Source organism: Bacillus sp. 5RYD7K (genome assembly GCF_059831465.1).
Map to the genome: position 1 here is coordinate 1,102,075 of NZ_CP191200.1, position 21,030 is coordinate 1,123,104.

At 48.3% G+C, this 21,030-nt stretch carries 22 protein-coding genes; 18 read left to right on the forward strand and 4 right to left on the reverse strand.

Going from position 1 to position 21,030, the window contains the following annotated elements; genetic code table 11:
- The first annotated feature begins 8 nt into the window (after positions 1 to 8).
- Positions 9 to 623, forward strand: coding sequence for a cytochrome aa3 quinol oxidase subunit III (gene qoxC, locus ACQE26_RS05540; RefSeq protein ID WP_013354030.1), 615 nt, complete (start codon positions 9 to 11; stop codon positions 621 to 623).
- 1 nt (position 624) lies between these two features.
- The gene (gene qoxD, locus ACQE26_RS05545; protein ID WP_095241156.1) at positions 625 to 993 is read left to right on the forward strand and encodes a cytochrome aa3 quinol oxidase subunit IV; all 369 of its coding nucleotides are present in this window, start codon (positions 625 to 627) and stop codon (positions 991 to 993) included.
- A 43-nt stretch (positions 994 to 1,036) separates the two neighbouring features.
- Here the strand turns inward: qoxD and ywcE are convergent, their stop codons facing one another.
- On the reverse strand, positions 1,037 to 1,297 hold the full coding sequence (ywcE, locus tag ACQE26_RS05550) for a spore morphogenesis/germination protein YwcE (RefSeq protein WP_060963974.1): 261 nt from the start codon (positions 1,295 to 1,297) through the stop codon (positions 1,037 to 1,039).
- A gap of 291 nt (positions 1,298 to 1,588) precedes the next feature.
- Between ywcE and ACQE26_RS05555 the strand changes: the two genes are divergently transcribed.
- The 4 genes from ACQE26_RS05555 (at position 1,589) to ACQE26_RS05570 (ending at position 5,445) form a co-directional block, all read left to right on the forward strand.
- On the forward strand, positions 1,589 to 2,047 hold the full coding sequence (locus ACQE26_RS05555) for a GNAT family N-acetyltransferase (protein WP_500470906.1): 459 nt from the start codon (positions 1,589 to 1,591) through the stop codon (positions 2,045 to 2,047).
- 194 nt (positions 2,048 to 2,241) lie between these two features.
- Positions 2,242 to 3,429 (forward strand): cell shape-determining peptidoglycan glycosyltransferase RodA, encoded by a 1,188-nt coding sequence (gene rodA, locus ACQE26_RS05560; protein WP_016937524.1) that lies wholly within the window; start codon positions 2,242 to 2,244, stop codon positions 3,427 to 3,429.
- A 103-nt stretch (positions 3,430 to 3,532) separates the two neighbouring features.
- Positions 3,533 to 4,282, forward strand: a complete 750-nt coding sequence (nfsA, locus tag ACQE26_RS05565; RefSeq protein WP_438420896.1) for an oxygen-insensitive NADPH nitroreductase — start codon at positions 3,533 to 3,535, stop codon at positions 4,280 to 4,282.
- A 161-nt stretch (positions 4,283 to 4,443) separates the two neighbouring features.
- Positions 4,444 to 5,445 carry an LLM class flavin-dependent oxidoreductase gene (locus tag ACQE26_RS05570; protein ID WP_500470908.1) on the forward strand — a complete coding sequence of 334 codons (1,002 nt, stop codon included), beginning with the start codon at positions 4,444 to 4,446 and terminating at the stop codon, positions 5,443 to 5,445.
- A gap of 41 nt (positions 5,446 to 5,486) precedes the next feature.
- Here ACQE26_RS05570 and ACQE26_RS05575 read toward each other — a convergent pair whose 3' ends face one another.
- Positions 5,487 to 7,898 (reverse strand): S8 family peptidase, encoded by a 2,412-nt coding sequence (locus ACQE26_RS05575; RefSeq protein WP_500470909.1) that lies wholly within the window; start codon positions 7,896 to 7,898, stop codon positions 5,487 to 5,489.
- A gap of 524 nt (positions 7,899 to 8,422) precedes the next feature.
- On the opposite strand from ACQE26_RS05575, the gene ACQE26_RS05580 reads away from it, so the two are divergent.
- From ACQE26_RS05580 to ACQE26_RS05600, 5 genes are all read left to right on the forward strand, one after another.
- Positions 8,423 to 8,737 (forward strand): hypothetical protein, encoded by a 315-nt coding sequence (locus tag ACQE26_RS05580; RefSeq protein ID WP_500470910.1) that lies wholly within the window; start codon positions 8,423 to 8,425, stop codon positions 8,735 to 8,737.
- A gap of 23 nt (positions 8,738 to 8,760) precedes the next feature.
- Positions 8,761 to 9,591, forward strand: coding sequence for a PRD domain-containing protein (locus ACQE26_RS05585; RefSeq protein WP_375004676.1), 831 nt, complete (start codon positions 8,761 to 8,763; stop codon positions 9,589 to 9,591).
- A gap of 217 nt (positions 9,592 to 9,808) precedes the next feature.
- The gene (locus ACQE26_RS05590) at positions 9,809 to 11,191 is read left to right on the forward strand and encodes a sucrose-specific PTS transporter subunit IIBC (protein ID WP_500470912.1); all 1,383 of its coding nucleotides are present in this window, start codon (positions 9,809 to 9,811) and stop codon (positions 11,189 to 11,191) included.
- Positions 11,188 to 12,627 (forward strand): sucrose-6-phosphate hydrolase, encoded by a 1,440-nt coding sequence (locus ACQE26_RS05595; RefSeq protein WP_500470913.1) that lies wholly within the window; start codon positions 11,188 to 11,190, stop codon positions 12,625 to 12,627. Before ACQE26_RS05590 ends, ACQE26_RS05595 begins: the two co-directional genes overlap by 4 nt.
- Positions 12,628 to 12,742: 115 nt before the next feature.
- Positions 12,743 to 12,967 carry a hypothetical protein gene (locus ACQE26_RS05600; RefSeq protein ID WP_500471460.1) on the forward strand — a complete coding sequence of 75 codons (225 nt, stop codon included), beginning with the start codon at positions 12,743 to 12,745 and terminating at the stop codon, positions 12,965 to 12,967.
- Between the two features lie 30 nt (positions 12,968 to 12,997).
- Here the strand turns inward: ACQE26_RS05600 and ACQE26_RS05605 are convergent, their stop codons facing one another.
- Entirely contained in the window at positions 12,998 to 13,810 is an 813-nt protein-coding gene (locus ACQE26_RS05605; protein ID WP_500470914.1) for a bifunctional hydroxymethylpyrimidine kinase/phosphomethylpyrimidine kinase, read from the reverse strand.
- A 373-nt stretch (positions 13,811 to 14,183) separates the two neighbouring features.
- Here ACQE26_RS05605 and ACQE26_RS05610 point away from each other — a divergent pair, with 373 nt between their 5' ends.
- From ACQE26_RS05610 to ACQE26_RS05630, 5 genes are all read left to right on the forward strand, one after another.
- Positions 14,184 to 14,990 carry a glycosyltransferase family 2 protein gene (locus ACQE26_RS05610; RefSeq protein WP_500470916.1) on the forward strand — a complete coding sequence of 269 codons (807 nt, stop codon included), beginning with the start codon at positions 14,184 to 14,186 and terminating at the stop codon, positions 14,988 to 14,990.
- A 14-nt stretch (positions 14,991 to 15,004) separates the two neighbouring features.
- Entirely contained in the window at positions 15,005 to 15,688 is a 684-nt protein-coding gene (locus ACQE26_RS05615; protein ID WP_016937539.1) for a uracil-DNA glycosylase, read from the forward strand.
- A 58-nt stretch (positions 15,689 to 15,746) separates the two neighbouring features.
- Complete coding sequence (locus ACQE26_RS05620) at positions 15,747 to 16,169, forward strand: YwdI family protein (RefSeq protein ID WP_500471462.1); 423 nt, start codon at positions 15,747 to 15,749, stop codon at positions 16,167 to 16,169.
- Between the two features lie 18 nt (positions 16,170 to 16,187).
- Positions 16,188 to 17,507, forward strand: a complete 1,320-nt coding sequence (locus ACQE26_RS05625; protein WP_500470917.1) for a purine/pyrimidine permease — start codon at positions 16,188 to 16,190, stop codon at positions 17,505 to 17,507.
- A gap of 62 nt (positions 17,508 to 17,569) precedes the next feature.
- On the forward strand, positions 17,570 to 17,941 hold the full coding sequence (locus ACQE26_RS05630; protein WP_003150969.1) for a DUF423 domain-containing protein: 372 nt from the start codon (positions 17,570 to 17,572) through the stop codon (positions 17,939 to 17,941).
- A 46-nt stretch (positions 17,942 to 17,987) separates the two neighbouring features.
- Here ACQE26_RS05630 and gerQ read toward each other — a convergent pair whose 3' ends face one another.
- On the reverse strand, positions 17,988 to 18,530 hold the full coding sequence (gerQ, locus tag ACQE26_RS05635) for a spore coat protein GerQ (protein ID WP_047475915.1): 543 nt from the start codon (positions 18,528 to 18,530) through the stop codon (positions 17,988 to 17,990).
- Positions 18,531 to 18,810: 280 nt separating this feature from the next.
- On the opposite strand from gerQ, the gene ACQE26_RS05640 reads away from it, so the two are divergent.
- Together ACQE26_RS05640 and ACQE26_RS05645 are read left to right on the forward strand one after the other, a co-directional pair.
- Positions 18,811 to 19,581 carry a glycosyltransferase family 2 protein gene (locus ACQE26_RS05640; RefSeq protein ID WP_500470918.1) on the forward strand — a complete coding sequence of 257 codons (771 nt, stop codon included), beginning with the start codon at positions 18,811 to 18,813 and terminating at the stop codon, positions 19,579 to 19,581.
- Between the two features lie 4 nt (positions 19,582 to 19,585).
- Positions 19,586 to 21,010, forward strand: a complete 1,425-nt coding sequence (locus tag ACQE26_RS05645; RefSeq protein ID WP_500470920.1) for a capsular polysaccharide export protein, LipB/KpsS family — start codon at positions 19,586 to 19,588, stop codon at positions 21,008 to 21,010.
- The last annotated feature ends 20 nt before the right edge of the window (positions 21,011 to 21,030 follow it).

Below are 21,030 nucleotides of genomic sequence, written 5' to 3' on the forward strand. Positions count from 1 at the left end.
CGTGATTTATGGAACATGCAGAACACGGCAATTCTAACGCGCCTATGGAATATCAATCTGAAACCGGCAGACTCAATATTCTCGGGTTTTGGATCTTTTTAGGGGCAGAGATTGTGTTGTTCTCAACACTATTTGCAACCTTCTTCGTTCTTCAAAGAAGAACAGCAGGAGGGGTCTTACCGGCTGAATTATTTGAAGTGAAGCTTGTCATGATCATGACATTCCTGCTTCTGATCAGCAGTTTCACCTGCGGGATCGCTGTTCATGAAATGCGTCGCGGAAGTTTAAAAGGCGTCGTCATTTGGACGATCATTACGCTTCTTCTCGGCGCGGGCTTCGTCGGATGTGAGCTTAACGAGTTCATCCATTATGTACATGAAGGAGCATCTCTCGGTACAAGTGCTTTCTGGTCTGGATTCTTCGTCCTTCTGGGAACGCACGGAACGCACGTAACGATCGGTATCTTCTGGATTACCGGCATCTTACTGCAATTGAAGAAACGCGGATTAACACCGCAGACGTCTTCAAAAATCTTTATCTCAAGTTTATACTGGCACTTCTTAGACGTTGTTTGGATTTTCATCTTTACAGGCGTCTATCTCATCGGATTGGGGGGACTATAATATGGCAAACAAATCTGCTGAACACAGCCACTTCCCGTGGAAGCATATCGTAGGTTTTGCGTTGTCTATTATTCTGACCCTGCTGGCCCTTTGGGTTGCGGTATACACAGATTTAAGTTCATCAGCAAAACTCTGGATCATTTTCGGATTCGCATTTATTCAAGCCGGTCTGCAGCTTCTCATGTTCATGCACATGACAGAAAGCGAAAACGGCGGAATCCAAGTCGGAAACACGCTCTTCGGATTTTTCGGAGCGATTGTCATCATCCTTGGTTCCATCTGGATCTTTGCGGCGCACTACCAACACGGTGACCATATGGATGGAAACCCTCCAGGCGGTGCAAAACAACATTCCGAACATAAGGAATAAAAAGAAACCCTCTTCGTTCAGGCGAAGAGGGTTTTTTGTGCCTTTATCGGCTTCTTCTCCGGCGCAGGCGCGGAAGACCGTAAATGATAAAGGCGGCGATATGGGCAACGATGACGTTGACGGCAAACAGGATAATCATGAGTGTGTGGCCGAGAGGGGATAGACTGCTGGTTGCGTAAAAGTAGAAGAAAACCCACATTAAAATGATTGGCGGTATGGCCGAGAGGGCCACTTTTTTGTTATCCAGCCAGATAAAGAGGGGTGTTGCGCTTGCGACCAGTAAATAAGCAAAAAACATGTCCATCTTACGTGTCTCCTTTCATTTTATGGCAACGTTTCCAAAATGAAATACAGAGAATAAAATGTGTCTGTTTTGTGGTCGTTTTTTGAACATTTTGTTACAATTATTATACCATGTTTTCCAATTTTTGATACCGCTTTTTCGAGAAATGTATTGCAACTATTGCCCCATTTTTGGATAGGTACAAGAAACCGGAAAGGCCAAATACCCTGTCACATTTCCGTACAATGGAGTAGCGCAGGCTGTGAACCTTTGCTATGGTCAAAGAAAATATGCACAGCAAGGGTGGTTGAAGTGCACGTAAGGAAAGAAGATGTAACAGCGCCGGATGTCATTGCGCTTTTGCAGGCGCATCTGAAGAGCATGACCCTGCATTCTCCCCCGGAGAGTATACACGCGCTCAATGCGGACCGCCTGCGCCAGCCTGACGTTACGTTTTGGAGTGCGAGGGAAGACGGCGTCCTGCTCGGCTGCGGCGCCTTAAAGGAGCTGAACAGCCGGCACGGTGAGGTGAAATCAATGAAAACCTCTCCGCAGCATGTCAGAAAAGGTGCGGCCAAACGAATCCTTCACCATATAATTGAAGAAGCAAAGCGGAGAGGCTATCAGCGGATCAGCTTGGAAACCGGTTCGATGGATGCTTTTCTCCCCGCCAGGCGCCTGTATGAAAAAACCGGGTTTCAATATTGTGGACCGTTTGCAGACTACAATGAGGACCCGAACAGTTTGTTTATGACATTAAACATGAGCTGAATCCCCTTTTCTGACGAGAAGGGGTTTTTTTATCGGAAAAGTTTCACCATGACCGAAACATTTCCTTTTCTGACACGTCATATGTCGTGTAGTCCCCAAACCGTAAAAAGAAACAACCTCATCATGTTTTCTTGAACGGTGTTCATGTATAATAAACAATAGTGACTTCCGATGAAAATGTAAGGCGGGATAGAATGAGTCGATATAAGAAACAGCAAAATCCCTATTATCAGGGGGATTTGATTTTTATATTTGGTGTGTTTTTAATAATTAGTGTTGCGGCGATTTATGCGGCCGGACAGTTCGGGCAGTATGGAAGTGATGCCTGGATGAGACAGATCGTCTTTTATGTCATCGGAGCCGGTCTCATGGTCGGTATTATGTATTTTGATTTAGAGCAGCTTGAAAAACTGAGTCTGTACGTATTAATTGCCGGCGTGCTGTCACTGCTTCTTTTGCGTGTCGCACCGGAATCCATCGCCCCGATTAAGAACGGGGCAAAAAGCTGGTTTAAAATCGGAAGCTTTACCCTCCAGCCCTCTGAGTTTACGAAAATAGGAATTATGATGATGGTCGCGTCCATTATATCGAAGGCAAGCCCGAAAGATCAAAGATCACTTCGGGAAGATGTGAATCTGCTTTTGAAAATTGCAGCATGGACAGTGATTCCGATCGGACTGATCGTTTTGCAGGATGCCGGAACGGGAGCGATCTGTCTGTTTATCGTTATGGTGATGGTGTTTATGTCGGGTGTGAACTGGAAGCTGATCACCATTATCGGCGGATCAGCCGCCCTTGTTGTCGCCCTTTTCTTAGCGCTCGTAATTGAATTTCCCCATGTGGCAAATTCAATCGGCATTGCGGACTATCAAATTAACCGGATTACATCGTGGATGTCTGATTCCAGCGCGGCTACGACACAGGCAGAGAGTGACAAAAGCTGGCAGGTCGATCAGGCCGTTATGGCGATCGGATCGGGCGGTATTACCGGAAACGGCGTTCATAATCTGAAAGTGTACGTGCCTGAAGGACAGACCGACTTTATCTTTGCGATTTTGGGTGAAAGTTTCGGGTTTTTAGGCTGTGCCATTGCGGTTGTCATGTTTTTCTTTTTAATTTACAGGCTTGTGGTGCTGATTGACCGTCTGCATGCCTTTAACCGATTCGGCGCATTCTTTTGCGTAGGATTTACTGCACTTATCGTGATTCACACCTTCCAGAACATCGGGATGAATATCGGCATTATGCCGGTTACCGGAATTCCGCTGCTGTTTGTCAGCTATGGAGGGAGCTCGGTGCTATCTACATTGATCAGCTTCGGGATTGTATATAACGCAAGTGTGCAGCTGACGAAATATAAAAGTTATTTGTTCAATTCATAATGTCAGACGGCTCGTTTTTCGGGCTGTCTTTTTTTGTTCAGAGCATTTTGCTTTTGACATGATTCCCTTTGGGATATGATATATAGAGAAGGAGGCTTTTTATATGAACAATACCATCGAAACTATACTTAATCATCGGTCGATCCGATCATTTACTGACGAGCTGCTGACAGCAGAAGAGATAGATACATTAGTGAAAAGCGCCCAGGCGGCGTCAACATCCAGTTACGTGCAGGCTTACTCCATCATCGGCGTAACTGATCCGGAGAAAAAGCAAAAGCTGGCGGCGCTGGCCGGAAATCAGCCTTACGTCGAGAATAACGGGCACTTGTTTGTGTTTTGCGCTGATTTGTACCGTCATAAAAAACTTGCTGAAGAAAAAGGCGAAAACATTACAGAGCTTCTTGAGAATACGGAAATGTTTATGGTCAGCGTCATTGATGCCGCACTTGCTGCACAAAACGTAAGTGTTGCCGCAGAATCAATGGGCCTTGGCATTTGTTACATCGGAGGCATTCGGAATGAGCTTGATCAGGTGACGGAAGTGCTCGGTACACCTGACCATGTGCTGCCGCTGTTCGGTCTGGTAGTCGGCCACCCCGCTCATCCGTCAGGTCAAAAGCCGCGTTTGCCGAAACAAGCCGTATATCATGAAAACACGTATGATACGAATGACGAAAACTTCCGCAGTTATATGAAGGAATATGATGAAACCATCTCCGATTATTATGATAAACGGACAAACGGCAAGCGGGTTGAAACATGGTCTGATCAAATTCTGCAGTTCATGAAACAAAAACCGAGAACGTATTTAAATCAATACGTAAAAGACAAAGGTTTTCAAAAAAATTAAGAAAAACCTCTCCTGACGGGAGAGGTTTTTTTATGTTTCACGTGTAACATATTTCGACAAAATGGAACAAGGTATATAAAAGTTTAGCAACAGGGATGCTTATAAGCATACAGAAAGAAAAAACGGCCTAGCAGTGGTACGATGTTGAGGAGGTGACAGTGATGATTTCATTAAGTATATTAGATCAATCTCCTGTATCAGAAGGGAGTACTGCAGAGAGTGCGCTGCGGGATACAGTGAGGCTCGCGCAGGAGGCGGAGAAACTCGGATATAAGAGGTTCTGGGTGTCAGAGCATCATTTTTCAGAGCGGTTGGCGGGTTCAAGCCCTGAAGTGCTCATCAGCCATATTGCGGCGAAAACGAACAGAATCCGTGTAGGCTCGGGCGGTGTCATGCTTCCGCATTACAGCGCATATAAGGTGGCGGAGAATTTCCGCGTGCTTGAAGGTTTGACGCCGGGCAGAATCGATCTCGGATTGGGACGGGCGCCGGGCGGAATGCCGATCGCGTCATGGGCGCTGAATGACGGCGGGAAGCGGAATGCTGATCAATACCCGCAGCAGATTCGTGAGCTGGCGATGTATTTGCATGATGCAGCCGACGAAAATCACCGTTTTCCGAATCTGACGGCATCACCCCTTATTAAAACAGCGCCGGAAGTCTGGCTTCTCGGTTCTTCGGGGGAAAGCGCGCTTCTGAGCGCAGAAACGGGAGCAGGCTATATGTTTGCCCATTTTATTAATGGAGAAGGCGGAGAAAGCACGACGGCACAATATAAGCGCCGATTTAAACCTTCTGTATTAGGAAAAGAACCAAAAACGGCCGTGGCGGTATTTGTACTGTGCGCGGATACTGAAGAGAAAGCGGAGGAACTCGCGGCCGTCATGGATTATACGCTTCTTGCGGGTGAACAGGGGATTCCGCTTCAGGGCGTACCGTCTTACGAAACCGTCCGCGGCAATACGTATACACCGTATGAACAAAGACGAATTGCCGATAATCGGAATCGAATGATCATCGGAACAAAGCAGCAAGTGAAAGAACAGATTCTGGCTCTCAGTAAAGCATATGGAACGGAAGAAGTGATGGCTGTGACCATTACTCATCAGTTTGAAGATAAACTTCAGTCGTACCGGCTGCTTCGTGAAGCCTTTGCCGAATGATCAGAAAGAAACCCTGCTGATGCTTCAGCAGGGTTGTTTGGTTATTCAATGATAAAAGGTTTTTCAGTCAGCACCTGGCTTGATTTCCCTTTGTTTGCGGCATAGGCCAGCATGTAATATTCTCCTGCCGGCAGTGCGGTGTCACCATTGACTTTGCCGTTCCAGTCGAAATATTGATAGCCTTTATCCTGCTTTTTGTAAATGCCGGCTTGGCCGACAAAGTCGAGGTTGCTGTCATATACAAGGAAGGCAAGCTCTTCGGCTCCCGCCGGAAGATAGGTTTCAATTTGGTAGGTTCCCTGCGTGGTGCCGTCCTGCACGTCGATTGACGTCACGCGCGGATAGTCCGGCTCTTTTACAATCAGCAGCGTCGGCACTTTTGCGACTGTTTTTCCGCCTTCACGCACTGTGACTGTTCCCTCATAGGTGCCTGCCTTTACTTTTTTGGCATTGACCTTTACCTTCGCATTGACTTTTCCAATTTGATGAGCGGGGACCACGACCCGGTCTGTGCCCGAAACGGTAATGCCCGTGCCGTTGAAAGAGTACTCGAGCTGATATGATTTTCTGATGGATGATTGGTTTTCAATCGTAAAGGTTTCTTTTTTCGTTTCATTGCCTTTGTCTTTCATAAACGTTCCGTAAGAATAACTTCCCGGGGCGACAAGGGAGTCTGCTTTAATTGCCTTCATGATTCTGATGCTTCCGGCACCTTGCGCATTATGCGGGTATGCATCACCGTCCGCGTCCGTTAAGGTGTCGGCCGTATTCATGAGAGCGGATTTTATTTGTTCCGGACTCCATTTCGGTTTGGCCTGCCTGATGACGGCAGCTGCGCCGGCTACGTGCGGTGAAGCCATGCTCGTTCCCTGCTTCGATCCGTAGCCGTACGGGTTGGCCGGATCATGCGTCGGAATGGTGCTGACGATGTTTACGCCGGGAGCTGAGACATCCGGTTTAATCATCCATGTGTCCATAACAGGACCGCGAGACGAGAAGTCTGCCATTTGTTCAGTGAGCGATTTAGCCACTGATAAATTGAATGTCGCTTTTGTGCTGCCCGCTTTTAATTGGCTGACGAGTTTTTCGCCGTCTTCTGATGAAAGCTTAATCGTCGGCACGGACATGCCCGGTACGTTGGCTTCAATTTCTCCCGGGGCATTGTTATACACAACCATACCGATCGCGCCCGCTTTTTTGGCGTTGTCGGCTTTATCCACAAAGGCGATGCTGCCCCGTTTGACGACTGCGACTTTTCCTTTCAGATCTTTGCCTTCAAAATCCTTTTGCTCGCCGATACCCGCTTCTATGAGCTCTGTTTCTTTTTTATTCAATGCTTTGATGTCATCTTCTTTGTTATAGCCCATCACTTTCGCTGAGGAATAAGAACCGAAGGAGACGGCATATTCATTCAGCGGCAGCTGTGTCGCTCCGACGGAGATGGCTTCTCTGGACGTTCCCGGAGAGCCGACGGTCCAATTGTTCGGCCCGCTGTTTCCGTTTGATGTAACGGCCGTGACGCCTTCTGACATCGCCCAGTCAAGCGCCGTGCTTGTCGCCCAGTCCGGGTTATTCACAGAATTGCCGAGCGAGAGGTTCATGACATTCGCTCCGTCCTGTACAGCGCGTTCGATACCGGCGATGACGTTCTCAGTTGTTCCGCTTCCGCCGGGACCGAGCACACGGTAGGCAAGGAGTGTTGCATCGGGCGCGACGCCTTTAATCGTTCCATTTGCGGCTACTGTGCCCGCGACGTGAGTTCCGTGGTCAGTCGCCGCGCCTCTCGGATCACCGGACGGCGTTTCTTCAGGATCGTAATCGTTATCCACAAAATCATATCCTTTATATTGTCCGAAATTTTTCTTTAAGTCAGGGTGTTTATATTCGACGCCCGTATCAATAATGGCAACCTTGACGCCTTTCCCCGTATAGCCGAGCTTCCACGCGTCATTTGCCCCGATATAAGGCGCGCTGTCATCCATCTGCGGAGACACGGCATCCTTAGCAAGGGTGATGTCTTTATCTTTCAGCTGATCGGTATGATAGGTGACATTCGGATAAACCGCTTTGACATCCTGATCACTCAGCAGTTTGGGTATTTCATTGGCCGGGAGTTTCATGGAGAAACCGGAAAACACTTGCTCATATTCCCTGTTGATCTTTCCGTGTTTAATGGTTTTGAGCGCTTTGTTTTTTACCTTTGCGCGTTCGCTTTTCAGCTTGTTTTTTGATTGGGTTTTACCGAGTTCCTTTGCTTCCGCGAGTGACTTTTCCTTCAGCTCTACGATGACCGTCGTTTGTTTGCCGGTAGTCATATCAATGTCACCGAACACCTCTGCCTTCTCAAGGTCAGGTGCTTGAGATTTTGAAGCCGGCGCCGCCTGTGAACTTGTGGATAAGGTAAAGGATAAGACAAAAGCCGGAAGAAGATAACGGATGATTCCTTTTTTCAATCGTGTTTCCCCCTTTTTCTTTATCTAAATTAGAAATCTAGTATATATTTCTCGAAAATTCAAAATATTCCTTGTGACATAGGACTCATTTCTGGAAATTGGTCTGTGAATAAGGAGGGAGTTATACACAGAATCCTGTGTATAACTGAATAAATTTGTGTATATATATTGTTGGGAACTAATGTTCCTATACAAAATATAGATCGGTTTTGTGGATATGTGGATATCACCTGTGTTTAAGCTGTGCTTAACCAAGGGATAAAGTGTGTATAACTTTTTTTAACCGCTTCTCCATTTTTCAGGTCATTTCCATCAGCTTTCAACAAAACTTCTGAAAACTAGTTTGTTTTTTCACTCATATTGTGACAAACAATTCGCCCGGCCGCGTCTATCATAGAGTCATAGGGTTGCTAGACCCGCTAGTTTTTAGCGGAGAAGGATCGGCCGCCTTTTCCGTTAAAGCGGAGAGAAAACAGGCCTGCGAACAAGCTGTCTGTCAAAAAGAAGCGGAGGGATGATTTGCAATGAAACGTTTGCTGGTATCTTTACGGGTGTGGATGGTCTTTCTGATGAACTGGATGGCGCCGGGTAACGGAAAATATCAATTAGCCGCTGTGTACGGAAACCAAGCTGTCTATCATATGAAAGCGAAACGGACGGCTGGGGCATTTTCGTTTGTGAGCCGAGTCCGATCGGCGGATCTGACCGATGAGACGAAATCGGCCTGCGGCAGGCTGGATAAAAACCGGTGGGTGCCGGTCCGCAAAGAATTGCCGAAACAGGAGCGTGCAGGTCCGGTGCCTTTACATCATATGAAAAAGAGGGTACAATCCCACTAAACATATGAACGGGAGCGAACCTCTTGAGAATAGACAAAGTATTAAATAACAATGCGGCGTTAATAAAAGAAGACGGACGGGAAAAGATCGTAATGGGGCCCGGAATCGCTTTTCAAAAGAGAAAAAATGATGTGATTCAAAAACATAAAATTGAAAAAATATTTGTCGTGCACGACGAAAATGAAAAGTTCAAACAAGTGTTAGAAACGCTTCCCGAAGAGCATATAGAAGCGGCTGAGGATATCATCAGCCATGCGGAGGGAGAGCTTGCGGCGCCTTTGAGTGATCATATCCACATTGCGCTGGCGGACCATTTATCCTTTGCGATCGAAAGGATTCAAAACGGCTTTCAGGTGCATAACCGATTGCTTCATGAAATTAAGGCGCTCTATAAAAAAGAATATGAAATCGGCCGTTGGGCGGTCGAACACGTGAAACGAACCCTCGGTATATCATTGCCTGACGATGAGGCGGGGTATATCGCGCTTCATATCCACACTGCCAAGGCGGATGCCAAAAGCATGTATTCGGCGATGAAGCATACAACCATGATCAAAGAAATGATCGAAAAGATCGAATCCTTTTTTGAACAGAAGGTTGATGAAGACAGTATTTCCTATCAGCGCCTCGTCACGCACTTGCGGTATGCGGTCAGCCGGTTGGATTCAAATGAAGCTCTTCACTCCATGGACGAGGAGATGCTTTATTTCATCCAAAAAAAGTATCCGTTTGCTTATCGGTGTGCGCTTGAACTGGCGGCGTTTTTAAAAAATGAATATGATTTGGAACTGCCGGAATCCGAGGCCGGCTATATTACGCTGCATGTCCAGCGTCTTCAAAAAACCCCGGAATAACGTGTCTGTTTGGAGAAACAGACTTTTTTTTGAAAATATATTGACGAAAGCGCTGTCATGAAATAAAATGATAGCGCATTATAAAACTGAATCCGGCGGGATTGTGACTGGTTATGCAGGCAAGACCTAAAATTTGCGTACATGAAAAAGGGATCATACTGACCTTTTTCGTTGGCGAATTTTAGGTCTTTTTTGATTTTGGAAAGGGGGAAACGTAATGGATTATCAAAAAACGGCAAAACAGCTTATTAAACATATCGGAGGGGAATCAAACGTCATCAGCGCGACACATTGCGCGACGCGGCTCAGGCTCGTCATTCAGGATGAACAGAAGATCAGCCAGGCCGGCATTGAAGAAATAGAAGGCGTAAAAGGGGCTTTCAGCAGCTCGGGACAATATCAGATTATATTCGGCACCGGGCTCGTGAATAAAGTGTATGACGCTTTTTCAAAAGAAGCCGATTTGGGGCGGGAAGATCGCGAGACCCATCAGGACGCAGCGAAAAAAAAGCTGAACCCGGCCGCAAGATTGGCGAAAACACTGTCTAACATATTCGTTCCTATCATTCCAGCTATCGTGGCAAGCGGTCTTTTAATGGGACTGCTCGGCATGATGAAGGCCTTTCATTGGGTGTCTGAACAATCTCCAATGTTTATTCTTCTCAATATGTTTTCAAGCGCGGCTTTTCTCTTTCTGCCCATATTCATCGGGTTCAGCGCGGCAAAGGAATTTGGCGGAAATCCCTATCTCGGGGCGGTGCTCGGCGGAATTATGATTCATCCGGTGCTTTTGAACCCATGGGGGCTTGCGGATTCAGCGCCTGATTTTATGGAACTCTTCGGCTTCCACATTGCGCTTCTCGGCTACCAAGGAACGGTCATCCCCGTACTGTTAGCCGTTTATATTATGAGCAAGGTGGAAAAAGGCACGAGGAAAATTGTGCCTCACGCTTTAGATTTATTGGTCACGCCGTTTGTCACGGTGATTGTGACCGGATTTATCACCTTTATCGCAATCGGTCCGCTTGGCAGGGCAATCGGATCAGGCATTACCGTCTCGCTGATGTATGTGTATGATCATGCGGGCATTGTTGCAGGACTTCTTTTCGGAGGGGCTTATCCGCTTATTGTGCTTACCGGTGTGCATCACAGCTTTCATGCGATTGAGGCCGGCCTCATCGCTGATTTGGGCAGAAACTATATCCTTCCTATCTGGTCGATGGCAAATGTCGCCCAGGGCGCGGCGGGACTGGCTGTATTTTTCCTGACGAAAAAAGTGAAGATGAAAGAAATCGCTCTGCCTGCCGCGTTTTCCGCTTTTCTCGGCGTAACCGAGCCCGTCATTTTCGGGGTGAACCTTAGATACCGCAAGCCGTTTATCGCGGGAATGATCGGCGGAGCGCTGGGAGGCGCCTATGTCGTGGTGACCGGTGTCGCCGCCAATGCCTACGGTCTGAGCGGAATCCCGATGATTGCCATCACGGCACCACTCGGTTTAGGAAATCTCATAAACTACCTGATCGGAATGGGCATCGCCTCTGTGACGGCGTTTATTGCCGCTTACATTATGGGAGCTAAAGAAAAGGAGGCCGCCAAATGAGTACACTGGATCAAGAGCTGCGCATGCAGGCTGAGGAAGCAAAAAAGAAGCGCCGAGAAACCGCTGCAAAAGATCCGTACCGCCAGAACTATCATATTATGCCGCCGGTCGGGCTTTTAAACGATCCGAACGGCGTGATCCAATGGAACGGCGAGTATCACTTGTTTTTTCAATGGCAGCCATTTCATACGGGGCATGGCGCGAAATTTTGGGCGCATGTGACGACGAAGGATTTTGTTGAGTGGAAAGAGGAAGAAATCGCGCTTGCGCCGGGCGAATGGTATGACAAGAACGGCTGTTATTCCGGAAGCGCCATTGAAAAAGACGGCCGGCTCTGCCTGTTGTACACAGGCAATGTCCGTGACGGAGAAGGCAACCGTGAAACATATCAATGCCTGGCCGTATCCGAAGACGGAAAAGTGTTTGAAAAAAAAGGAGTCGTTGCGCGTCTCCCGGAAGGCTATACCGCTCATTTCCGTGATCCGAAGGTTTGGAAGAAGGACGGGACGTATTACATGGTGCTCGGCGCGCAGACAGAAAATCTCACCGGAAGCGCTGTGCTGTTCACATCAGAGAACTTGAAGGATTGGACGTTTCTCGGTGCGATTGCGGGGGCGGATTCCGGCGGTCTCGGGTCATTCGGCTATATGTGGGAATGCCCGGACTTGTTTTCTTTGGACGGAACCGACGTGCTGCTCGTATGTCCGCAGGGGCTTGACGCTGACGGGATCAAATATCATAACAGCCATCAGGCGGGCTATTTCCTCGGCAGACTGGATACAGAGCCGCTTGAGTTTAAGCACGGTGAATTCACGGAGCTTGACAGAGGATTTGATTTTTACGCGGCGCAGACGCTGGAAGACGATAAGGGACGGAGGATTCTGTTCGCGTGGATGGGCGTCCCCGATCAGCAGGAGGACAAACATCCGACACATGCGTATCACTGGGTTCACTGCTTGACGATGCCGAGAGAGCTTTCACTGTCAAACGGCAGAATCATACAGCGTCCGCTTCAGGAAATGAAATTACGGCGCACGGATGAGCAAAAGCGCCGTCTTCAATTGAATCGCTCATCAGAAACCCTCCCGGTGAAAGAGGTGTCCCGGGCTGAAGTGCTGCTGGAAGACATGACTCATGAATCGGGTTTTGAAATCTCTATTCGGGGCGCGGCCCGGTTTATGTTTCATCAGGAAGAGGGGCTTGCCGTGCTGGAGCGCACAGCTTTCAGCGGAGAAGAAAAAGAAACGAGAAGCTGCGCCATCAGTGAGGTGCGTTCCGTCCAGCTCTTTTTGGATGCATCCTCCATCGAATTGTTTTTAAATGACGGAGAAGAGGTATTCAGCGCCAGATATTTTCCTTTCCCGGGAAATGATGAGGTAACGGTTACATCGAGAGGAAGAACGGAAATAACTGCCTCTATTTGGACACTTTTGTAGAAAATCGTTCTTTTTTCTTATGTGAAACCTATGCCATCTGTGCTAATCTTCAAACGAAAGACTACTATTTTCAGGAATAAAAGGAGTTGTTTTCTCAGTTTTGAAAAATCAGAAGATGACGCCGAAATGTTTACTTATCAAAACCGCGGAGCAAGTGGAAGATAAGCGGGAAGAATATAAAGAAGTATTGCTTCAGCTGAAACGCATGCTCAAGAGAGCCGAGCCGCACAACGAATGGAGTGATCGGCTGAGCCATACATATGAACAGATGAAGGAATATGCGCTGTTTGTGCAATCGATTGAGATGTTTTTACGTTCATCTGCGAAAAAAATGAAATAATCCCCCTCGGTGATGAGGGGGATATTTATTTTATTTTCCGCTAAGACGCATCGCCGAATGTTTAGTCGGACCGATGTATTGGTTCAGCGGGAAGGACTCTTTAATGGCAGCGGTGATAAATTCTTTTGCCGCGTAGATGGCTTCCTTCACTTCAGCGCCTTTGGCCAATTCTGCCGTAACGGCGGCGGAGAATGTGCATCCGGCTCCGTGCGTGTAAGGCGTATCAATCATTTCGCTTTCTAATACTTCCGCGGTTTCCCCGTCATACAGCACGTCGACCGCTTTTTCATGTTTCAGCTTGCCTCCGCCTGTAATTAATACATATTTCGCGCCGAGTTCGTGAATTTTCTTGGCCGCTTCTTTCATGTCTTCCACCGTTTTTAATTCGTCGATGCCGCTCAGCTGGCTTGCTTCGAACAGGTTTGGCGTGATGACGGTTGCCAACGGGGCCAATTGGGTGCGCAGCGCTTCGGCGTGCTCCGGATACAGCACTTCGTTCGCTCCTTTGCAGACCATGACCGGATCGATAACGACATTTTTCAGCTGTTTTTCTTTAATCGTTTTCGCCGCAAGCTCAATGATCTCCACGGTAGGAAGCATGCCCGTTTTCATGGCGTCTACGCCGATTCCGTCAACGATCGTCGCAAGCTGTGCGCGGATCGTGCCGGCATCTATCGGAAATACTTGATGATCCCAGCTGTTTTCCGGGTCCATCGCTACGATAACGGTCAAAGCCGTCATTCCGTATACGTTTTTTTCTTGAAATGTTTTTAAATCGGCCTGAATTCCCGCGCCGCCGCTGGAATCAGAACCGGCAATAGTAAGTGCTTTGTGCATTGACATATCAATGGCCTCCATCAGTGTTTTATACCTCATTATAGTTAGATTTACTCCCGATCACAATACGAAAGGCTTAGAGGAATGATTTGACAGTGAGGGATGCGCGCTCGTCCCGCCGGCTTTTGTCTGTTTGTGCACGTGCTATGCGATGGTGTTGGTGCCTGTTTATCAATCAAAACTTTGGAATGTCATGGAGGCGGGCAGACTTAATGCCAAGGCGGTTTGCGCCGTTTGGGGAGATCTTCTGATCATTCTGGTTTTGCTGGCGGGCATGACCATGATTTGTTTCTGAATGGGCTGAAATCAAAAATCCCCCCTGATCTCTCCGCCGCTTTATGTTTTAATAGAACATGAGAAAAAGCAGAAGGAGCGGATCATGAATATATCAATTGTCATAGTCACGTATAATCGGATTCCGGCTTTATGTGAGCTGCTGGAGTCGATTTCCAGGCAGACCGTAAAGCCTTATGAAGTAATCATCGTAAATGATGCCGGGGAATCAGTCGAGGAGGCGAAAAAGCTGTACAGCGATCTGCCGATTCAGATGATTGATTTAGAACAGAATGCCGGACATGTGGAAGCGCGGAACGCCGGTGTGAAAAAAGCGTCAGGTGATTGTATCATGCTGTGCGATGATGATGATTTCATTACGCCGGGCCATTTGGAAAGAATGGCGGCTGAGCTCGATGATGCCGACTTGGTTCATTCGGATGCGGAAATTGTGTCATTTGAAGAACGGGACAACACGAGATTTCCGGTTTCACGAAAGCCATTCGCCTATACGGCCGATTATGAGGATATGCGGGTGTTTTCCACGTATGTCCCGTCAGGCAGCATGTACAGGCGTTCTCTGCATGACACGTTAGGATATTTTGATCCGGATGTCCATAATTACTGGGACTGGGATTTTTATTTGCGCGCTGCGAAACAGCACCGTGTGAAGCGTGTTCCTTGCGCGAGCGTCATATATGCGTTTTTTGAGGGAGGCGGCAATCAGTCTGCGGACCTCGGCGCAAAACGGAAGCAGTACTTAGACCGGCTAAGCGAAAAGCACGGGCTTGGGGAGCTCCCGACGAAAAATTTCGCGGTTCTTCTTGAAGAGCCGGACATGAAGAGGCGGGAGGCGCCGACGGACATTGTGTGGGACGGAAAGCCCGTCTATTCAAGACTGCACACTTCATAAGGGGGACGGACAGTTTGAAACAGCTTTTAAAGGACAGCTGGTGGAATCAGCTGAAAGATGAATTCGACAAACCGTATTATCAAGAGCTGAGAGAGATGCTGAAACAAGAATACCGCAGCCAAACGGTGTATCCTGACAGCCATGATATTTTTAATGCCTTGCATTATACGTCCTATGAGGATGTAAAAGCGGTCATTCTCGGACAGGATCCGTATCACGGGCCCGGACAGGCGCACGGGCTTAGTTTTTCCGTTCAGCCCGGCGTCAGACAGCCGCCGTCTTTGAAAAATATTTTCATAGAGCTTCAGGATGATATCGGCTGCCCCGTACCGAATCACGGATCGCTTGTCAGCTGGGCGGAGCAGGGAGTGCTTTTGTTAAACACAGTGCTTACGGTTCGCCGCGGTCAGGCCAATTCCCACAAAGGCAAGGGGTGGGAGCGGCTCACTGACCGTATCATTGATGTGGTGAATGAAAGAGAAAAGCCGATCGTCTTTATCCTGTGGGGACGTCACGCACAGATGAAAAAAGAGCGTATTGACACATCGAAACACATTATTATCGAATCGACTCATCCGAGCCCGTTTTCGGCAAGGAACGGTTTTTTCGGGAGCAGACCGTTTTCCCGGACAAACGCCGCCCTTGAAAAAATGGGGGAACAGCCGATCGACTGGTGCATTCCCGACTTGCCGCAATAAATGGTGTTTTGAGACGCTTCCGCCCGGCGGAAGCGTCTTTTTTGACGTTCCCGGCAGTATGCTGTCAGAAAAAATAACAAACTCAATTCTGCGATTGGTTCAGAAATTTGATAAAATGCAGGAAGAAGACAAATTACTGCTGGAGGATTTACTCATGAACATACATATCTCTGCTTTGATTCAGAAGATGGAAGAAGAACTGAGGCAGGCGAAAACGGCATCCCGCGCAGAGGATGTCAAAATGCACGCGGCCGCCATCCGCTCTTTGTGTGACGTCGTGCTCGGCACCCAGACGCACACCGCTCAGGCGCCTGTGCAGAATCCGATTCCGAAAGCGGCGACGAAGCCTTCCGCGTCACCTTCGACAGACCCGCTGCTGCTTGAAAAAATGATGGGCAGCGCCGGGCTGAGCCAATATCAGAAAAAAGCGAAAGACGAACGTGAGGAAGACGGAAACGGGGATTCCATTTTCGATTTTTAACAGGAGAGGTTGATTGATTTGAAACTGATACTCGGGGGATTGCAATGGACGGCATTCATGATTGCGGCTGCAATTGTGGTTCCTGTCGCCATCGCACAATCATATCACTTGAACCATGCCGATTCTGCCGCATTGATTCAGAGCACATTTTTTGTGCTTGGCGTCGCTGCGGTCATCCAATGTCTTCAAGGCCATCGTCTGCCGATTAATGAAAGCCCGGCAGGCTTATGGTGGGGCGTATACACGATTTACGGCGGATTGACGGGCACGGTGTTTGCGACATTCGGCGAGACGCTGCGGGCGCTGCAGGGGGCGCTGTTATTAAGCGCTGTCTTTTTCTTTTTGTTCAGCCTTTTTAAAGTGATTGAACGGCTGGCCGTATTGTTTACACCGGTAGTGACGGGCGTGTATCTGCTGCTTTTGGTCATGCAGCTGAGTCAGCCGATTGTAAAAGGCCTTTTGGGCATCGGCTATTTAAAAAACAGCGTCGACGGTCTTGTCTTCGGGCTCGCCATGGTTGTGACGGCTGCGATGTTCATCATGTCCCGATCAAATGTTACTTTTTTAAGGCAGTATGCGATTCTTCTTTCGCTTGCCGGCGGATGGATCTTGTTTGCCGTCTTCGGCGCTGCCAGACCGATTCAAATACCGGACCGCATGATTCAGCTTCCGACTCTCTTTCCGTTTGGAAAACCTTCGTTCGACAGCGGTCTGATCATTACGTCACTCTTCATTACAGTGCTTTTGATTGTCAATATGCTTGCGAGCATCAGAGTTGTTGAAGCAGCTGTGAAAAAATTCGGCGGCACCGTGGGGAAGCGGCGTGAGCGTCCGGCCGGGTTTGCGGCCTCGATCAGCCACCTTTTAAGCGGGCTGTCGGGAGGCATTGCGCCTGTGCCGATCTCAGGAGCGGCCGGTTTTATTGAGACGACGAAGCTTCCTTCGAAAAAGCCGTTTCTTTTAGGAAGTGTATTTGTCATCATCATCAGTATGATCCCATTATTTATGAATGCGTTTGCGAGTCTGCCCTCACCTGTCGGCTTTGCGGTAAACTTCGTCGTTTTCTCAACAATGGCGGGTCTTGCCTTTACAGAGTTTGACTCTTATGAGAAAGCGGAGCAAAAACGAATCCGTTCCATTATCGGTCTGGCGCTCCTCACGGGAGTCGGGGTGATGTTTGTGCCGGAGAGCGCATTATCAGGGATGCATCCGATCCTGATTTCGCTCTTAAGCAACGGCCTTGTGCTGGGGACGCTGCTGGCGATCGCGATTGACCGAACCCAGCTTATCAAAAGGAAAAAATCCGACAATCTCGTGTCATCGGAGGACGGACGTTGAATTTTGCCGATGTTGGGTTATGATTGAAATGGAAACTTTAACGAAAAGGCGGGAGAAAATAGATGAAAGTGTTTATTATTCTGGGCGCGATTAACGCCTTATTGGCAGTGGCGCTGGGCGCTTTCGGCGCACACGGGCTTGAAGGGAAAATCCCCGATAAATATCTGCAGGTATGGCACACAGGCGTGCAATATCATATGTATCACGCGCTCGGCCTTCTGGCTGTCGCCTTTTTGGCCGAGAAGCTCTCCGGCGCAGGCAGCGTTTCGGTTGCAGGCTGGCTGATGTTTGCGGGCATCGTTCTGTTTTCAGGGAGCCTGTACGTATTGAGCGTGACTCAGATTTCTATTCTCGGAGCGATTACACCGCTCGGCGGCGTGGCGTTTATTATTTCATGGATTATGATTATCGTCGCAGCCGTCAAATATTTATAAAGAAAAAAAGCCAATCCTCTGCCAAGTGAGCGATTGGCTTTTTGCTTTATCTCGGAGAATAGGAAGACATGGAGAACGGATAAGTATAAGCAATTTCTTCATCAAACGTGATGTAATCAAGGTAAATGGTCAAAAGCAGATAGCGGGTGCCCGTTTTCGGGTCGCTGATAATGATATGGTCACGCCCCGCCGCCTGAATCACACCGCGGAAAATCTTTGAATTCCATTCTTTGCTGTTTTCAAATGTCATATAAATCGTCGCCGTTTTGCCCCGGTTCAACCGCAGAATATTTTCAATGTATGATTCTTCAATCGGCAGCATGCCGGGAACGCTTTGTGATGATGATGGCCCCGACGGGATCTGAAACCCGCCGCCCTGCTGCTGCGGCTGGCCGGAGAACCCTCCGCCGAAGCCCTGCTGGCTTTGCTGCATCGGCATTGGCATTTGCTGCTGCATCGGCATCATCTGTGATCCTTGGCCCTGAGGCTGCGGATAAGGATTAGGCCCGAGCTGCGGCTGGTATCCCTGCATATCCATTCCCATCCCCATCCCCTGCATTTGCTGATATTGATTCTTTTTCGGTTTCATATTGTTCCTCCTTTGATGAAAACCTCTTGGTGCTGGAACCTCCTGACAAGTATCAGACAGCCTTCAAATCGGCTGCCGTTTTTATCTATTCCACCATATGAGCCCATAGAAAGATTTATGCAAAAAAAAGAAACACGCTTCCTTTCGTCCGGCCATCAAAGCCGGCTTTTTTTTGTGAAGAAAAGCTGACTTTTCACACAATAGTCTGTAACCCTAGCGCACCTTTGACATAAGAAACATATGATAGCGGTAGTTTCAGGTACGTAAAGGGGGTGACGAGTTGCCTAAAGTGTCAGTGATCATGACGAGCTATAACAAAAGTGACTATGTGGCCCGCTCTATTAAAAGTATTCTGTCCCAGACGTTTACAGACTTTGAGCTTTTTATTATGGATGACAACTCAAATGAAGCGACATTGGCGGAAATACGCCCTTTTCTCACCGATCCCCGCGTCCGGTTTTATCAAAGCGATGTATCGGGCGTCAAAGAAAGGACGGAAAAAACACGCTACGCCGCCTTGATTAATCAGGCAATAGAAATGGCGGAGGGCGAGTACGTGACGTATGCGACCGACGACAACACATATGTGCCGGACCGGCTTGAGAAAATGGTGAAAGAGCTTGATGACGACCCGGAAAAAGCCGTTGTGTATTCAAGTTCCAAAACCTATCATCTGAATCAGCAGAAGGAGACGGTGAAGGAAACGGCCAGGCCTGCCGACCGGATCGTATGGAATGCGCCGTGCGCCATTGACCATTGCTCAGTCATGCATCGGTTTTCCGTGCTGGAACAGGTCAAATCGGCATTCGGTTCCTATTGGGATGAAAGCCCCGCGTTTTACCGCATCGGTGATGCCCGTTTCTTCTGGAGAGTGAATCATTTTTATCCGTTTTATCCGATTTCTGAGGAGCTTGATATCAATTATATTACCGATCAATCCATTCATTATCAGCTTTTCGCGGCGGAAAAAAATGAGTTTGTGAGCAGCCTTCCGCAGCAGGCCACGTGCCGGGAGCTGAGGGAATCATTAAAAAAGCTTGGAAAGGGGTGAGGGCTTGTCGGCATACTTAGCGAACTATTGGGTGCTGTACCGGCAGTATATTGACCTTTTTCACTCACTTCGCTACAAAGACATTCCGCTCGCATTGATCAGTAATTTTTATCAATATATCAGTCCGGCGCTTCGGGAGAGCATGGAACAGAACCCAGAGCTTTTCGGTTCCGCTGCCCGGCATATTCCTGAAGCCGATATTCAGTCTTATTTTGATCAAAAGAAGCAATCCATTAAGAAAACAGGTGAGAAACCGGTAAACGGAAAACTCATTCTGCATTTCGACCATCTTCGGTTCACCGAGGAAAATTACCGGCAGTTTGATCCGGCAAAAACAGCGGTACTGGCGAGATGGAGTCTGCCTGACCATCACGGGCTTCCCGTTATCTGCAAATTGGAACTGGCGGGAATGGGCCAAAAAGGGAACCCCGTCCCCTATATTGAAAAAGCCCATGCCATTCTGAAAGAGCTGCACAGCCATCCCGCTTTCGGAAACAGAGAATTTCAGGAGCGATTATATAAAGATATTCCGTTATTTATTGAAACGATTGATGCGCTTGATAGTTTGTTTACGGCTGAGCCCATTTCCGCCGTTGTGGTCGGCACGACAGAGGATATTTACAGCCGTGTGCTGGCGCTGATGTGCGCGAAAAAAAACGCCGTCAGCATCTGTCTTCAGCACGGTGCCCTCATGGGAGATGAAGCGTTTCTGCCCGTGTTTACGGACTACCAGGCTGTATTCGGGGCTTATGAAGCGGAGTGGTATAAAGCGAAAGGCTGCAGGGACGAACAAATCATCATCACGGGGCATCCCCGCTTCGATGAGATCTTCTCAAGAGAACCGATAGATAAAGACACGTTTTACCGCAAGCTTTCCTTTCTCCCGTCGCAGCGGACGGTGCTGATCGCCACGCAGCCGTTCTCTGATGACTTTTACACGGGGGTGCTTGATGAACTTGTCAAGCATAAGAACATGCAGCTCATTATTAAACCGCATCCGTGGGAAATCGGCAAAAACAAGCTGGATGCTTACAACCAGGTGCTGCGGAAATACAAAGCCGGCAAAATCATCAAGAAAGAAATGGGGCTTTACGATATTCTTCCGTATGTTGACGCCGCGGTGACGCAGACATCAACGGTCGGTCTTGAAGCGATGCTGTTTCAAAAACCCGTGCTGATCGGAAAATCAGCGGGAACCCGCCAATACCCTTATTATCATTCACTCGGGGAATTTGCCTTTGAGGACCCGCAGGCACTGGCTCAGGAATTAATCCGGGTATGCGAAAGCCCCGCAGCATATCAAAAGGCGGAACAGGCGCGCCGGGCTTTTATCGCGGCGAACTACCCGGTTCAGGATTCGCTTGCGGCTTTATGTCAGGTGCTTCAGGAAAAAACCGGAGTCGGCTTCAGAAAGGCTGACTCTTCATAAAAACGATAGGAGCGCAAAGA